We start from the raw sequence: 13,860 nt of genomic DNA on the forward strand, positions 1-13,860 counted from the left end.
GATAATGCACTCCGTGAAGCCTGCCAGACCGCCGCTGGTGCAAGTGCCGAAAGGCCGCACTGGAGGAACGTCCGGACTGCACAGGACAGCGTAGCAGCTAACGGCTGCCCACCGTGAGGTGAGGATCAGAGCAACAGAGACGAGTCCGGGGGGCGTACCGCAAGGTAAACCACCCGGGGTGAAACGGGCAATCTCTACGCGCAGCAATACCAAGTAGGCCAGCGTTGATGTGGTTCCGCAGAGTTGGCGGGTAGGTAGCGTCGAGCCGTGGTGGCGACACCCGGCCCAGAGTAATGGCGGTCACGCCCGGGGCAACCCGGGTGCACAGAATCCGGCTTATCGGCAGACTTCACACTTCTTGCAAAGGAAAGCGGCCCTGGTGGAAACCGAGGCCGCTTTTCTTTTTCAAATAAGGTAACAGCTGGCACTGGCTGGATGTGCGCAGCATGCGCCTGAATTCATGGGCATCGATGCCCGCAGTCCCCTGTCAGCACAAGAAGATCAGACGAGGGCTATCGCTGGGAATGCAGCGCCTGCCCAATACCGCTCACGCCTTTTTCACGTAGGCCGATTTGAGCTGCATGTTGCCGATGCCATCGATGCGGCAGTCGATATCGTGGTCGCCATCCACCAGTTTGATGTTGCGCACCTTGGTGCCGACCTTCACCACCAGCGACGATCCCTTGAGCTTGAGATCCTTGATGACGGTGACGCTGTCGCCGTCCTGCAGCACATTGCCCACCGCATCCTTGACGACAGCCCTGGCTTCTTCTTCAGGCTCCGGACTGGCGGCTGCGGGCCATTCATGGGCACATTCCGGGCAGATCAGCAAGGGGCCGTCGGCATAGACAAATTCGGACTGGCACTGGGGGCAGGGTGGAAGAACAGAAGACATGAATAGATATATTTATTAAAGATTCAAGCAATTTTAAGAATTTGTTCAAATTCTTCGCGCGGGATTGCTTGGCAATTGAATTGGCAACTTGAAGGTACGGAGGTGCGCTAAAACCGCTCATACCCCTGCAGATACCGCCACTGCCCCTCCGGCAGCTTGCCCAGCGATATCCGACCGATGCGCAAGCGCTTGAGGGCTGTCAGCTCCAGACCCAGTGCGGCGCAGACAGGTGCAACCCACTCCGGCGCCACGCGCTTCAATGCAAAGCGCAGATGGGTTTCGTTTTGCCAGCTGGCCTTGATGGGGGGAAGCCGGTCGCCTTCCACATACAGACCCTGGGCCAGCAGTGCGAGGCCGTCTTCCGCCATCTGGCCGCGCACCTCGGCAAGGCATTCCTGCTCCACCAGGTCGGCATCCTCCGTCAGGCGGCGGATGATGCGCGGATCCTGGCTGTACACCACGAGGCCGCTGGCGGCGCGGGGCAGCGGCAGCAGAAACTGCTGGTTACGGAAGTGGCGCGGCAGCGGGTGCACGGGCTGTGGCGTATCCATATCTGCCAGATGGTCTGGCGTGAGCAGGCTGGCGGCGCTGGGTGTACCGCCCCCGGGTTGCGGCAGGCGCAGGCTGTAGCCCGCCGGCTTGTGCAGCAGTAGCGTGACAGGCTGAATGGGCTTGAGATTGGCGCCTGGCTGCAGGGCCACTGCTTGGTCTGGCCGCACGCGGGCGCCTGGCGTGTCCTGAACCTGCCCATCCACGGTGACAAAACCGGCGTCGATGTAGTGCTCGGCCTCGGCGCGCGAGCAGCCGATCTCGTTGGCCAGGCGTTTGGACAGGCGGATGGAGTGCGGATCAGGGTCCTGGTCGTGGAGGGGCATGGTGCAGCAGGTGAGCAAGACGGTATGTGAAAGCCGTTTGCTATATAAAAAGGAGCTATCTGCGCTTGAAGGATATGCGCAACCGCTTATTTTAAAGGCTATGCAATGCGGAAGGCGCAGGCTCGGGCATTGGCGGATGATGCATGCTGGCCTTGTGGGGTTTTTTCCTACGAGCGGTGCCTTCGCATGGCTTTAGATTGAAAACTGGACTTCAACCCTAGCAAGGAAATGTTTATGCGCATGGATGTTTTTCGCCGCAGCGAAGCCGATGGCAAGTTCTCTCATCTCGCCGTGCCGCACGGCCGCGTGCTGCCTGGCGAAGTCACCAACTACGACTGGCACGACGAAGCCCGTGATGTGGAGCTCGATGAGTCGGCTGCCAACTGGCCGCAGTACGGCATTGAGGATCCTGGCCGCCAGCTCAAGGAGAAGGGCTATGCAATCACGGCGGTGGCTGAAATGACCGACGGCGACGAAGCCTGATTGCGGCCGCAGCGCACCGCAGTGCTTTCATAATGCAGTAATGACGAGTCCTGTAAAACGTTTTTCGATGATCCGCGAGTTCCATCTGGCGGACTGGTTCACTCTGGGCAATGCGGTCTGTGGCGTGGGCGCGCTGTTTTCCGCCATGAGCTATCTGGAGACCGGCGACCGGCGCCACATCTACTTTGCTGCGGCCTTGGTGCTGGCGGCGCTGATCTTTGACGTGCTGGATGGGCGCATTGCCCGCTGGCGCCAGAAGTCATCGGCGATGGGGCGCGAACTCGATTCGCTGGCCGATGTGATTTCATTCGGCGTGGCGCCCGCCATCATTGCCTATGCCTGCGGCATGCAGGGCCTGTGGGACCGCGTGGTACTGGGCTTTTTTGTGGCCTGCGGGGTCTCGCGCCTTGCGCGCTACAACGTGACCGCCGAGGAGCTGGCAGAGGGGCCGTCCGGTAAGGTGAAGTATTTCGAAGGCACGCCCATCCCGACCTCGATCGTGCTGGTGGCCATGCTGGCAGTGGCTGCCGCCATGAGCGCCGTGCGCGCCGACCTGTGGCTGGGCGCAGTCAAGATTGCGGGCTTTACCCTGCACCCGCTGGTGCTGTTGTTTGCGCTGTCGGGCTCGCTGATGATCAGCCGGATCAGGATTCCCAAGCTGTAGCCACTGCGGGTGCCTCTCTTGCGGCACATCAAAAAGAGAGCTGTCTGCGCTGATTTGTATTGGATTTTGGATGTGAAGCATATCGAAATCGAATACAGAAAAGCGCTCGCGGCTATGCTTTTTAGTGCGGGTATTTACAGCCCGCGGATATGCTCCACATGTGCCAGCAGCGAACGCTTGGCCACCGGCCACAGCGCCTGTGGCGTGTCGGCATAGGCAATTGCCACCCAGTCTTCCGGGGTGCCGTCGGGGCTGTGCGCCATGGCCGCCTTCACTTTCGCTTCGCGTGCCATGCGGTGGGCGAGCAGCTTTTCTATTACCCGCAGCGGGTGCGCGAGCGCGTAGCCATGGGCGGGCAGGATGAAACCCACATCGCCCGCCTGGCAGGCATCTGCCAGCTTTTTCAGCGACGCGAGGTACAGGCGCATGTTGCCATCGGGCGGATCAACCACGGTGGTGCTGCCGTTGAGGATGTGATCGCCGCTCAGCAGCAGGCCGTCTTCCTCCAGCACCAGGCACACATGGTTGGCCGCATGGCCGGGGGTGTGGACGGCGCGCAGGGTGTGGCTGTGGGCGGCGCCATCCGGGTGGCTCAGCACCAGTGTGGCGCCGTCGGGCAGCTCCCGATCCGGTGTGAACTGGCTGCCCGCGCGTGCCATGGGGGCCGACGGCAGGCCCCAGATCACGGGCGCGGCAACACCTGATTGCGCCACCAGCGCCTGCAGAGGGACAGCGCCTGGGGAATGATCCGGGTGCGAATGGGTGCAGACGATGGCGCGAATGTCGCCGCCCGTGGCCGCCATGATGCGCGCCAGATGTGGGTCGTCCTGCGCCTGGGGTTTGGGGCCGGGATCGACGACGATATAGCCCGTGGCCGCTTCACCGATGAGGTAGGTATTGGTGCCGGGGCCGGTCATGGTGCCGCCGTTGTCGGCGGTAAGACGCATCACATTCTTCAAAAGCGGCACGGGCTGCTCGCTTTGCCAGCCCACAGCGTGGTGCAACTGGCCGTCTGGGCAGACCAGGGCCAGCTCGCCGTATACGGTCTGGTGCTCCATGAAGCGCTGCACCTTGCCATTCACCAGCCCCCCGCGTGGCAGGGTCTCCCACAGCATCTGCCCGGGCGGCAAGGCCTGCAGCACGTCCAGCAGCGCCTGCACCGTGGGGTATTGGGCCAAGCGTTCCAGCGTGGTCTGCGTGGGGAACATCAAGGTCATTTCGCCCCGCGCAGCACGTTGCAGGGCATCTGCCGGGTGGCACCACAGCGGCTCAAACTGCTCGGCGTCGTCAGTGACGGGCGTCTGGCCCTCGGGCATGCGGGCAACGAGAAAGGGGACGTCAAAGCGGATGGGGATCTCCAGCGCCGCCGTCCAGCGTGCCAGCGGCCACAGCGCGTCCGCCGCCAGGGTCAGCCCCAGCCGGGCGCACTGCGGCAAGAGCGGCTGGGTGCGGTCGATCTGCGCCACTTCGGCCTGTGTCGCCCAGCGGCCATCGGCATGGCGCGCCAGCAGCACGCCCATTTCTTCCAGGCTCTCGCGGATGGCGGCCTGGGCGTAGGTGAGCGCTTCGGCCGTCTGCGTGGGGCGGCGCGCCAACTGGTCGTGGTGCAGCCGGTCTTCGGCGTCCAGCGAGCCACCGGGAAAGACATAGTGGTTGGCCGCAAAGCGGGCTTTGTCGGATCGGCGCGACATCAGCACTTCCAGCCGTGTGGTGCCTGGCGCGCCCTGCGGGTCTGGCGCATCCCGCAAAAACAGGACGGTCGAGGCGGTACGCGCAGGCACGGGCTCGCGCTGCGCGTGGAGAAGCTGGCTGATGCGGGTCATGCGGGCATTATCAAACCAGGCTGCGGCCCCAGGTGTCACACGCATTGCGCAAATGCGCCGCTTCGGTACCGAAGTGCGCCAGACAGCGATAATGGCTGGATGGAAATCCGCTTCACCAAGATGCAAGGCGCCGGCAACGACTTTGTCGTGCTGGACGAGACTGCTGGCCCGCTGGGCCTGCGCGCTGATCAGTACCGTTTCCTGGCCGACCGCCACTTCGGCGTGGGGGCGGACCAGATCCTGACCGTGCGACCCGCGCCCGCGCCGGAGGTTGATTTTGAATACATCATCCACAATGCCGATGGGGGCGAAGTGGAGCAGTGCGGCAACGGCGCGCGCTGTTTTGCCCGTTTTGTGTATGACAAGGGGCTGACCGGTAAGAAGGCCATCCGTGTCCAGACGAAAAAGGGCGTGATCGCCCCCGAGCTGATGCCCGATGGCCGCGTCACCGTCAACATGGGGCGGCCGCGCCTCGATCCTGCCGACGTACCTTTCGATACCAGCGGCTTGACGCCGGTGGTGCAGCACCATGCAAAGAAATGGCCTGTGGCGGCGGACGGCCAAGCGCCGGGTGCTACGGTTTTGGTAGTTCCGGTGTCCATGGGCAATCCGCACGGCGTACTGCTGGTGGATGATGTGGATACCGCGCCTGTGCAGGTGCTGGGACCACTGCTGGAGTCGCATCCGCGCTTTCCAGAGCGGGTGAATGCAGGCTTCTTGCAGGTGCAGGATGCGCGGCATGTGCGCCTGCGCGTATACGAGCGTGGCGTGGGCGAGACCCTGGCATGCGGCACCGGCGCCTGCGCGGCGGTGGTGGCAGGTATCGAGCAGGGGCTGCTGCAAAGCCCGGTCGATGTGCAGACCCGTGGCGGCTTGCTGACGATTGCCTGGAGCGGTGATGCCAATGACCCGGTCATGATGACCGGTCCGGCGACGACGGTATTTGAAGGGCGCATCACCATTCCGGACTGAACAGTCTGCGTTGCGCCCGCAAGCAACAGACGGTGTGGCAGCGCCTGCAGCCACTACGAACACGTTCCACGAGAGACGAGAGACACCATGACGACCGACAACCAGGTTCCCCCGATCACCGAAGAAGACATTGCGGAATTTCTGATCCAGACGCCTGATTTCTTTGAACGCCAGGCCCAGGTGCTCGCCGGCGTGCAGATCATCAGCCCCTATGGCAATCGCACCGTCAGCCTGCAGGAGCGCCAGGCCGAGATGCTGCGCGACAAGATCAAGGGCCTGGAGCACCGCATCATGGACATGATGCGCAATGGCAGCCAGAACCACCACACCATCGATCGCATCCATCACTGGAGCTGCGATGTGGTCAAGACCCGCAACCCGGTGCAGCTGCCCGAGGCCATTGCCGACGGTCTGGCGCGCCATTTCGACGTGCCCCAGGTCGCCATCCGGCTGTGGGACGTGGCCGAGACCTATCTGAACGAAGCTTTTGCCCAGGGCATCAGCGCCGATGCGCGCAGCTTTGCGGGTTCGCTCTCCACCCCGTACTGCGGCCCTAACGTGGGTGTGGAGCCTGCAGGCTGGCTGCCGGACAGCGCGCAGGCGCAATCGGTGGTGCTGCTGCCCCTGCGCGACGGCGCCATCAATGGTGACGCGCCAGCCTGGGGGTTGCTGGTACTGGGCTCGCCCGATCCGATGCGCTTCGACGCAGACATGAGCACCGATCTGCTCGAGCGCATTGGCGAGATCGCCGCAAGCGTGCTGTCGCGCCTGCGCTGAAGGATTGCATGGCTTCCGGTAGCAGAGAATCAGAGCAGGCGCAGCAGACGCTGGCGCCCGAGATGCTGCGCTATCTGGAACATGTTCGCGTGCAAAAGCGTCTGGCTGCCCGCACGCAGACCCTGTATCTGCTCGATCTGCAACGCCTGCAGGCCATGGCGGCAGATGCTGCAACGCCTGCGCTGCGGCTCACCTCCAGCCATATTCGCCGCTTTGTCGCGCAGATGCATTCGGCAGGCCGCAGCGGGCGCGGCATCGCGCTGATCCTCTCGGGCTGGCGCGGTTTTTACACCTGGGCCGGGCGCGAGGGCCTGATTGCCCACAACCCCGTGCAGGATGTGCGGGCCCCCAGGTCACCCAAGCCGCTGCCCAAGGCGCTGTCGGTGGACGATGCGGTGCGCTTTGCCGAAAGCGCCAATGCCCAGGGCGACCCGTGGGTGCAGGCGCGCGATACCGCCATGGTGGAGCTGATGTACGGCAGCGGCCTGCGCGTGGGCGAGCTGGTCGGGCTGGATGTGATTGCCAGCGACCATGCACGCGGCTGGGTGGATCTGCAGGCCGCCGAAGCCCATGTGCTGGGCAAAGGCAGCAAGCGCCGCACTGTGCCGGTGGGCAAGGAGGCACTGGCCGCCTTGCATGCATGGCTGCAACTGCGTACCCAGGGGATGCCGGCGGCAGGGCAGCGCGATCCTGCGCTCTTCATTGGCGTGCGTGGTGCACGCCTATCGGCCGCCAGCGTCTGGCAGCGCCTGCGCGAGCGCAGTGTGGCTGCGGGCATGACGACGCCGGTGCATCCGCACATGCTGCGCCATTCCTTTGCCAGCCATGTGCTGCAGTCCAGCCAGGACCTGCGTGCCGTGCAGGAGCTGCTGGGCCATGCCAGCATCACCACCACGCAGGTCTATACCAGGCTGGACTTTCAGCATCTGGCGCAGGTCTACGACCAGGCTCATCCTCGGGCGCGCAAGAAGGATTGAATAATTTTGCATGCCCTGGGGCGGTGCGGGCCTCCAAAAAAAGGGGCATGGCCTTCATGGCTATTGAATTGATAGCTTGTATGGAATGGTGGATCTCGCCTGGTCAGTAGAAGCGAAGTTAGGCACCCATGGCTGGTTTGCTATCTATTGAATAGCAAATTCCGTTTTGCCCGCAAGTACTGGCGGCCCGAAACAGCCCAAATCCCCCCATTGGGCAAACCATGCCACAATAGCCGGCTTTCTCTTCCGCTCGCCTTGATATGGCGCGGAATGGTGCTATATAGATGTGTTTGGAGCGACGGCTCAATCGGTCGGTCCGCAACTGCCCCGTCCAGGATGGCGAGCAGACGCAGCCACAACCGCCGCCCCGTGTGTAACTTTCGGGTGTTTTATGTCTCTCATTCCAGTCACCATCCTCACGGGCTTTCTTGGCTCGGGCAAAACCACGCTGCTCAAGCGCGTGCTGCATGAATCGCACGGCATGAAGATTGCCGTGATCGAGAACGAGTTCGGAGAAGAGAATATCGACACCGACATCCTCAAGACGGAATCGAAGGAGCAGATTCTGCAGATGAGCAATGGCTGCATCTGCTGCACCATCCGTGAAGACCTGCGCGAAGCCCTGCAATTGCTGGCTGCCAAGCGCCGCAAGGGCCTTTTGGATTTTGATCGCATTGTGATCGAGACCACGGGCCTTGCTGATCCCGGCCCTGTGGCGCAGACCTTCTTCATGGATGAAGAGATCGCGGAGACCTGCCTGATCGACTCCATCATCACGCTGGTGGATGCCAAGCATGCGAACCAGCAACTGGACACGCGCCAGGAGGCACGCCGCCAGGTGGGCTTTGCCGATCAGATTTTCCTGTCCAAGACCGACCTGGTGACGGAAGCCGAGAAAGATGCGCTCATCCACCGCCTCAAGCACATGAACCCGCGTGCGCCCATTCGTGCGGTGCACTTTGGCGACGTGCCGCTCAAGGAGGTGTTCGACCTGTTCGGATTCAATCTGAATGCGAAACTGGACATCGATCCCGATTTCCTCAAGGAAGACGACCATGACCACAGCCATTGCGACCATGACCATGGCAAGTGCGATCACGACCATGATCACCATGCGCACAGCGAAGACTGCGGCCACGACCATGCCCATGACCACGAACATGGCGAGCATTGCAATCACCCGCACCACCATCACCATGACGATGATGTGAAAAGCTTTGTCTACCGGACGGACAAGGTCTTCGATCCGGCAAAGCTGGAAGATTTTCTCGGTGCCATTGTGAACATTTATGGCCCCCGCATGCTGCGCTATAAAGGCGTCTTGGCAATGAAGGGCACCAATCGTAAAGTGATTTTCCAGGGCGTGCACCAGCTGATGGGCAGTGATCTGGGGCCGGAGTGGACTGCGGATGAGACGCGCCAGAGCAGGATGGTGTTCATTGGCATCGACCTGCCACAGGACATCTTCAAGCAAGGTCTGGATCAGTGCGTGGTGACGGCCTGAGTTTGTAAACGCCTGTGATCGGGTGCGCCTCAGGGCAAACCCGGCGTTGTTCGAGGGCCGCAATCCCTTGTTGGCAGGCGTCAATGGCATATACAATCGCGGCCCTAAATGCAGCAAAGCGGAAGACACGGTATCCGCAGCTTGCAAGGGCGGGACTGGATCGGTGACATGGCTGCAGCCTGAGGAATGCCGGCAGCCTTGGTGACGACAGAGAAGGAGGCTTGTGCATGCAAGGCCTGCGCTGCCGGAGTGCCGGTGGCGAGAACTTGTACAAAGCGAAGTCGTAGCCTTGCGGCGCGTCTTCAAAGCGGCCCGGTTTCCGGATCGGCCAGAGAGTAGGGCGCTGAACCTGTGTCATTTGGCGCCTTTTGTAACCCGGCGGACGTCCGCCGCATGGATGAACTGCACTAGCCAGTCAAGAGAACTATGCCAACCACAACGCAAACCACCCCTAAACGCGACACCAAGCTGGCCAATGCCTGGAAGTCGAAGCCGGCAGATGCGCTCACGGATGATGAAGTGCTGGTCATGCCCGAGAGCGAGTACATGAATGATGTGCAGCTCGCGTTCTTTCGCAACAAGCTGGTGGAGCTGAAAAAGGGCATCCACCTGAATGCGGATGCAACCACCGAGAATCTGCGCGAAGACACCGTGGTGGTGCCTGACCCCGCTGACCGTGCCACCATCGAAGAAGAGCACGCCTTGGTCTTGCGCACTCGCGATCGGGAGCGTAAGCTCCTCAAGAAGATTGACCAGTCGATCGCACGCATTGATTCTGGCGATTACGGCTATTGTGACGAAACCGGCGAGCCGATCGGCGTGGGTCGGCTGTTGGCGCGCCCGACAGCCACGCTGTCGCTGGAAGCGCAGCAGCGCCGTGAGCTGAAGCAAAAAATGTTTGGCGATTGAGGCTGGAGGGCCGACGCCGGACACACCAAAGAGAGGGAGTAGCCATGAGTGAGGCCAATAAGCCGCCCAAGGGTTTGTTGTCCAAGGTCGTGCGCTTTGTGACCAAGCCGACCACCCAGTGGTCGGAGCTGGACAAGGTGCCCGAACCCGAGAATCCGGAAGAGCAGTACTCCAAGCAGGCGCTCAAAGAAATCATGGAGCGCAAGCGCCGCAACGATTTCGTGCGCAAGCTCGAGTTTGACCAGTTGCGCAAGATCCGGCGCGAGGCCAACAAATCCACCGCACCTGCTGCAGACAGCCTGGGGCCACGCAATTCCGCAGCCATGCTCGAAGCCGCTATGGCCGAAGGCGCAGCTGCCAAGGGTTCCAAGCTGACCCGTCCGGCCAATACGCTCGAAAAGATCAACGAAATTGAGCAGCAGATGTCCAAGCAGTGGTGGTCGGGTGACGGCGCCGCAGCGGCATCCGCTCCCGCGAGCATCACCGGCGCGGCGCCTGCGCCGGAGCCCGGCACTGCCCCTGTTCCTCCGGAATCCGTGGTGTCTGCCCCCACGCCGCTTGTGCCACAGGCGGAATCCGTGATGACCGCACCACTTGCACCGGGCGTATTTGACGAGCAGGTGGAATCAGGCCGCTTCATCCACGATGTGGATCTGGAAGAGGCCGCGGTGCTGTATGCCAATGGTGACAGCGCTGGCGCAGAATCGTCTCTGCTTGCCTTGGTGCAACAGCGCAATGGCGATCTGATGGGCCAGTTGGTGGTGTGGCTCACCTTGTTTGACCTGTACCGCGCCACTGGCGACCAGACCAAGTTCGATTTCCACGCCATTGAATTCGCCAGCAAGTATGGCCGCTCGGCGCCGGTGTGGTTTTCCATGCCCGATGAACTGGGTGCCAAGGCACAGTCTGCCGACGCAGGTGATGCGGATGTTCGCTTGCTCAACTGGCAGGCGCCCCCGTCGCTCAGTGCAGCGGCGCTGTCGGGGCTGCAGGGCAATCTCAAGCGCTTTGTGCCGCCGTGGACCCTCAACTGGTCCCGTGTGGGAGAGGTGCGCGACGAAGTGGTCACGCCACTGCTCACTTTGTTCCGTTTCTGGGCCGAGCAGCGGGAGGCCCGCGTGGTATTTGCCGGTACTGACAAGCTGCTGGCGGTGCTGGAGCAGGAAACACCGGTGGGCGACAAGGCCGTGTTGGAAGACCGCTGGCTGCTGCGCATGGCCATGTTGCGGCTCATGGGGCTGGAGCAGGATTTTGAATCGGCGGCGCTGGATTATTGCGTCACCTATGAGGTCTCGCCGCCTTCCTGGGTGGCACCCAAGCTGGAATTTGCGAGCGACAGCAGTCGCAGCAGCGCCAAACCGGTGGTGGATTCGCTGCTGATCTCCGAGTTGCAGAACGACAGCAGGAAGCATGCGGCCACGGATGGCCCGCAGGCGGTGCTGGAGGGCGTCATTGAAGGCGATGCATCGCAGATGCTGGATGCGTTCACGCCGATGGTCGAGCCTGGCCAGCCCTTCACCGTGCGTTGTGATCGTCTGATGCGCATCGACTTTGTCGCCGCTGGCTCGGTGCTGAACTGGGTGGCCGAGTGCCAGCAGAAGAATGCACTGGTGCGCTTTGGCAATCTGCACCGGCTCAATGCCGTGTTCTTCAACTTGATCGGCATTAACGAGCATTCCATCGTCAACCAACGCGAAAACTAAAGAATCTCGCGCAGGTTGTTATAAAAAAGAGAGCGGACTGTGCTTGTCTTTCTTGATATTCAGGCATGCAATATGCCGAATGTTCGAGAGAAGGTGCGCAGTAAGCTCTCTTTTTTGCGTATGGAATGCACTTGTGCCGCGCGGTATGCCTGAAATTCAGCCCCGAGGGGCTTGGAATGCAAGGTGAGGACTCCATATACCGAAGACTATGGAACAGTATCACGGCACAACCATTCTCAGCGTGCGGCGCGAAACGCCGCAAGGCATCCAGGTCGCCATTGGCGGCGACGGCCAGGTCACTCTGGGCAATATCGTCGTCAAGGGCACGGCGCGCAAGGTGCGCAAGCTCTACGGCGGCAAGGTACTGGCAGGGTTTGCCGGCGCAACGGCCGATGCATTCACGCTGTTTGAACGCTTCGAGGCCAAGCTGGACAAACACCAGGGCCAGTTGACCCGTGCCGCCATTGAGCTGACCAAGGACTGGCGTACCGACCGCGTGCTGCGCCGCCTGGAGGCCATGCTGGCGGTGGCAGACCACTCCGCATCCCTCATCATTACCGGCAACGGAGACGTGCTGGAGCCCGAGCAGGGCATCGTGGCCATCGGCTCGGGTGGTGCCTACGCGCATTCCGCTGCCAAGGCCTTGCTGAACAATACCGATCTGTCTGCAGAAGACGTGGTGCGCAAGTCGCTTGGCATTGCGGGTGAACTGTGCATCTACACCAACATGCACCACACCATCGAGACACTGTGATCCTCTCCCTTCATCAGTCGATTGCCTTCCCGAACATTTTCTTTCCGCGCGCGGGATGGATATGGGAAACGGAAAGCGGGACGCGGGAAGCGGATGCAGACCAGATACTACTGAATTGATATCTATAGGCGCTTGTCAGTGAAGCGCTAGACGGGATTTTTGCCATATGTCATCGATGACGCCTCAGGAAATCGTTTCCGAACTCGACAACCATATCGTCGGCCAGGCCAAGGCCAAGCGCGCCGTGGCCATTGCGCTGCGCAACCGCTGGCGCCGCCAGCAGGTTGCGGATGGGCTGCGCCAGGAGATCACGCCCAAGAACATTCTGATGATCGGCCCCACCGGCGTGGGCAAGACCGAGATTGCCCGCCGTCTGGCCAAGCTGGCCGATGCGCCGTTTATCAAGGTGGAGGCGACCAAGTTCACCGAGGTAGGCTATGTGGGCAAGGATGTGGATGCCATCATCCGTGATCTGGCCGAAGTGGCCATCAAGCAGACGCGCGCCACGGACATGAAGAAGGTGCGGGCCCGCGCCGAAGATGCGGCGGAAGAGCGGGTTCTGGATGTGCTGCTGCCACCAGCGCGCACTGGCGAAGCGGCGCCTGATACGGGAACTCGCCAGGTGTTCCGCAAAAAGCTGCGCCAGGGCGAGCTGAACGACAAGGAAATCGAAATCGATCTGGCCGAAGCCAGGCAGCAGATCGAGATCATGGGCCCGCAGGGCATGGAAGAAATGGCCGAGCAGCTGCGCGGCATGTTCAACCAGATGGGGCAGGAAAAGCGCAAGACCCGCAAGCTCAAGATCGGTGAGGCGTTGCAGCTGATTGCCGATGAAGAGGCGGCCAAGCTGGTCAACGAGGACGACGTGAAGACCCGGGCGATCGACAACCTGGAGCAGAACGGCATCGTCTTCATCGATGAGATTGACAAGGTTGCCGCGCGCCAGGAAAGCAGCGGCGCCGATGTGTCGCGCCAGGGCGTGCAGCGCGACCTGCTGCCGCTGGTCGAAGGCACCACGGTTTCCACCAAGTACGGCATGGTCAAGACCGACCATATTCTGTTCATCGCTTCGGGCGCCTTCCATCTGGCCAAGCCCAGCGACCTGATCCCCGAGCTGCAGGGGCGTTTCCCGATCCGGGTGGAACTGGAATCGCTGTCGGTGCAGGATTTTGAAGCCATCCTGACGCAGACCCACGCCTCGCTGGTCAAGCAGTACCAGGCGTTGCTGGCGACCGAAGGGGTGACGCTCGATTTCCGTCCCGATGGCATCACCCGCCTTGCCTACATTGCCTTCGATGTGAACGAGCGCACCGAGAACATCGGTGCCCGTCGCCTCGCGACGGTGATGGAGCGCCTGCTGGAGGAAATCAGCTTCGACGCCACCCGGCTGGGAGGGCAGACCATCACCATCGACGCTGCCTATGTGGACGGCAAGCTGGGTTCGCTCAGCCAGAACGAAGACCTGTCGCGTTACATCCTATAAGAACGTATTTACGATCTCTACGCAGCCGCGTTGGAGTGCAA

Annotated in this window: 12 protein-coding genes, 1 other RNA gene and 1 pseudogene; 11 read left to right on the plus strand and 3 right to left on the minus strand. The window is 61.8% G+C overall.

From position 1 onward, the window contains the following. Positions 1-15 precede the first annotated feature (15 nt). Positions 16-355, plus strand: an RNA gene (rnpB, locus tag ACH2DG_RS10145) — RNase P RNA component class A. A 192-nt stretch (positions 356-547) separates the two neighbouring features. Here rnpB and ACH2DG_RS10150 read toward each other — a convergent pair. Both ACH2DG_RS10150 and ACH2DG_RS10155 read right to left on the minus strand, forming a co-directional pair. Then, on the minus strand, positions 548-895 hold the full coding sequence (locus ACH2DG_RS10150; protein WP_395025893.1) for a zinc ribbon domain-containing protein YjdM: 348 nt from the start codon (positions 893-895) through the stop codon (positions 548-550). A 107-nt stretch (positions 896-1,002) separates the two neighbouring features. Beyond that, on the minus strand, positions 1,003-1,770 hold the full coding sequence (locus tag ACH2DG_RS10155) for an RNA pseudouridine synthase (RefSeq protein ID WP_395025894.1): 768 nt from the start codon (positions 1,768-1,770) through the stop codon (positions 1,003-1,005). A gap of 234 nt (positions 1,771-2,004) precedes the next feature. Here ACH2DG_RS10155 and ACH2DG_RS10160 point away from each other — a divergent pair, with 234 nt between their 5' ends. Together ACH2DG_RS10160 and pssA are read left to right on the plus strand one after the other, a co-directional pair. After that, positions 2,005-2,253, plus strand: coding sequence for a DUF6139 family protein (locus tag ACH2DG_RS10160; RefSeq protein ID WP_395025895.1), 249 nt, complete (start codon positions 2,005-2,007; stop codon positions 2,251-2,253). A 40-nt stretch (positions 2,254-2,293) separates the two neighbouring features. After that, positions 2,294-2,917 (plus strand): CDP-diacylglycerol--serine O-phosphatidyltransferase, encoded by a 624-nt coding sequence (pssA, locus tag ACH2DG_RS10165; RefSeq protein WP_224151255.1) that lies wholly within the window; start codon positions 2,294-2,296, stop codon positions 2,915-2,917. Between the two features lie 134 nt (positions 2,918-3,051). Here the strand turns inward: pssA and ACH2DG_RS10170 are convergent, their stop codons facing one another. After that, positions 3,052-4,740, minus strand: coding sequence for an MBL fold metallo-hydrolase (locus tag ACH2DG_RS10170; protein ID WP_395025896.1), 1,689 nt, complete (start codon positions 4,738-4,740; stop codon positions 3,052-3,054). Between the two features lie 99 nt (positions 4,741-4,839). On the opposite strand from ACH2DG_RS10170, the gene dapF reads away from it, so the two are divergent. The 8 genes and pseudogenes from dapF (at position 4,840) to hslU (ending at position 13,819) form a co-directional block, all read left to right on the plus strand. Beyond that, positions 4,840-5,712 carry a diaminopimelate epimerase gene (gene dapF / locus ACH2DG_RS10175; RefSeq protein ID WP_395025898.1) on the plus strand — a complete coding sequence of 291 codons (873 nt, stop codon included), beginning with the start codon at positions 4,840-4,842 and terminating at the stop codon, positions 5,710-5,712. An 87-nt stretch (positions 5,713-5,799) separates the two neighbouring features. Beyond that, a complete protein-coding gene (locus ACH2DG_RS10180) occupies positions 5,800-6,489 on the plus strand; it encodes a DUF484 family protein (protein WP_224151258.1) in 690 nt (229 codons plus the stop codon). Positions 6,490-6,497: 8 nt separating this feature from the next. Continuing rightward, positions 6,498-7,466, plus strand: a complete 969-nt coding sequence (locus ACH2DG_RS10185; RefSeq protein WP_395025899.1) for a tyrosine recombinase XerC — start codon at positions 6,498-6,500, stop codon at positions 7,464-7,466. Positions 7,467-7,857: 391 nt separating this feature from the next. Continuing rightward, complete coding sequence (locus ACH2DG_RS10190) at positions 7,858-8,970, plus strand: CobW family GTP-binding protein (RefSeq protein WP_395025901.1); 1,113 nt, start codon at positions 7,858-7,860, stop codon at positions 8,968-8,970. A gap of 423 nt (positions 8,971-9,393) precedes the next feature. Continuing rightward, positions 9,394-9,879, plus strand: a pseudogene (gene dksA / locus ACH2DG_RS10195) (RNA polymerase-binding protein DksA); the annotation flags it as partial. 44 nt (positions 9,880-9,923) lie between these two features. After that, positions 9,924-11,582: a hypothetical protein gene (locus ACH2DG_RS10200; RefSeq protein WP_395025902.1), complete on the plus strand. Its 1,659-nt coding sequence runs from the start codon at positions 9,924-9,926 to the stop codon at positions 11,580-11,582. 208 nt (positions 11,583-11,790) lie between these two features. After that, positions 11,791-12,336 carry an ATP-dependent protease subunit HslV gene (hslV, locus tag ACH2DG_RS10205; protein WP_395025903.1) on the plus strand — a complete coding sequence of 182 codons (546 nt, stop codon included), beginning with the start codon at positions 11,791-11,793 and terminating at the stop codon, positions 12,334-12,336. Between the two features lie 166 nt (positions 12,337-12,502). Next, on the plus strand, positions 12,503-13,819 hold the full coding sequence (gene hslU, locus ACH2DG_RS10210; RefSeq protein ID WP_395025904.1) for an ATP-dependent protease ATPase subunit HslU: 1,317 nt from the start codon (positions 12,503-12,505) through the stop codon (positions 13,817-13,819). The last annotated feature ends 41 nt before the right edge of the window (positions 13,820-13,860 follow it).

It is taken from the genome of Comamonas odontotermitis, assembly GCF_040396735.1.
GTDB lineage: Bacteria > Pseudomonadota > Gammaproteobacteria > Burkholderiales > Burkholderiaceae_C > Comamonas > Comamonas odontotermitis_C.

What these genes read in the sequence shown, in the direction of transcription:
- ACH2DG_RS10150 (WP_395025893.1), bottom strand. Translation starts at nt 895, where the DNA reads ATGTCTTCTGTTCTTCCACCCTGCCCCCAGTGCCAGTCCGAATTTGTC.
- ACH2DG_RS10155 (WP_395025894.1), bottom strand. Translation starts at nt 1,770, where the DNA reads ATGCCCCTCCACGACCAGGACCCTGATCCGCACTCCATCCGCCTGTCC.
- ACH2DG_RS10160 (WP_395025895.1), top strand. Translation starts at nt 2,005, where the DNA reads ATGCGCATGGATGTTTTTCGCCGCAGCGAAGCCGATGGCAAGTTCTCT.
- pssA (WP_224151255.1), top strand. Translation starts at nt 2,294, where the DNA reads ATGACGAGTCCTGTAAAACGTTTTTCGATGATCCGCGAGTTCCATCTG.
- ACH2DG_RS10170 (WP_395025896.1), bottom strand. Translation starts at nt 4,740, where the DNA reads ATGACCCGCATCAGCCAGCTTCTCCACGCGCAGCGCGAGCCCGTGCCT.
- dapF (WP_395025898.1), top strand. Translation starts at nt 4,840, where the DNA reads ATGGAAATCCGCTTCACCAAGATGCAAGGCGCCGGCAACGACTTTGTC.
- ACH2DG_RS10180 (WP_224151258.1), top strand. Translation starts at nt 5,800, where the DNA reads ATGACGACCGACAACCAGGTTCCCCCGATCACCGAAGAAGACATTGCG.
- ACH2DG_RS10185 (WP_395025899.1), top strand. Translation starts at nt 6,498, where the DNA reads ATGGCTTCCGGTAGCAGAGAATCAGAGCAGGCGCAGCAGACGCTGGCG.
- ACH2DG_RS10190 (WP_395025901.1), top strand. Translation starts at nt 7,858, where the DNA reads ATGTCTCTCATTCCAGTCACCATCCTCACGGGCTTTCTTGGCTCGGGC.
- ACH2DG_RS10200 (WP_395025902.1), top strand. Translation starts at nt 9,924, where the DNA reads ATGAGTGAGGCCAATAAGCCGCCCAAGGGTTTGTTGTCCAAGGTCGTG.
- hslV (WP_395025903.1), top strand. Translation starts at nt 11,791, where the DNA reads ATGGAACAGTATCACGGCACAACCATTCTCAGCGTGCGGCGCGAAACG.
- hslU (WP_395025904.1), top strand. Translation starts at nt 12,503, where the DNA reads ATGTCATCGATGACGCCTCAGGAAATCGTTTCCGAACTCGACAACCAT.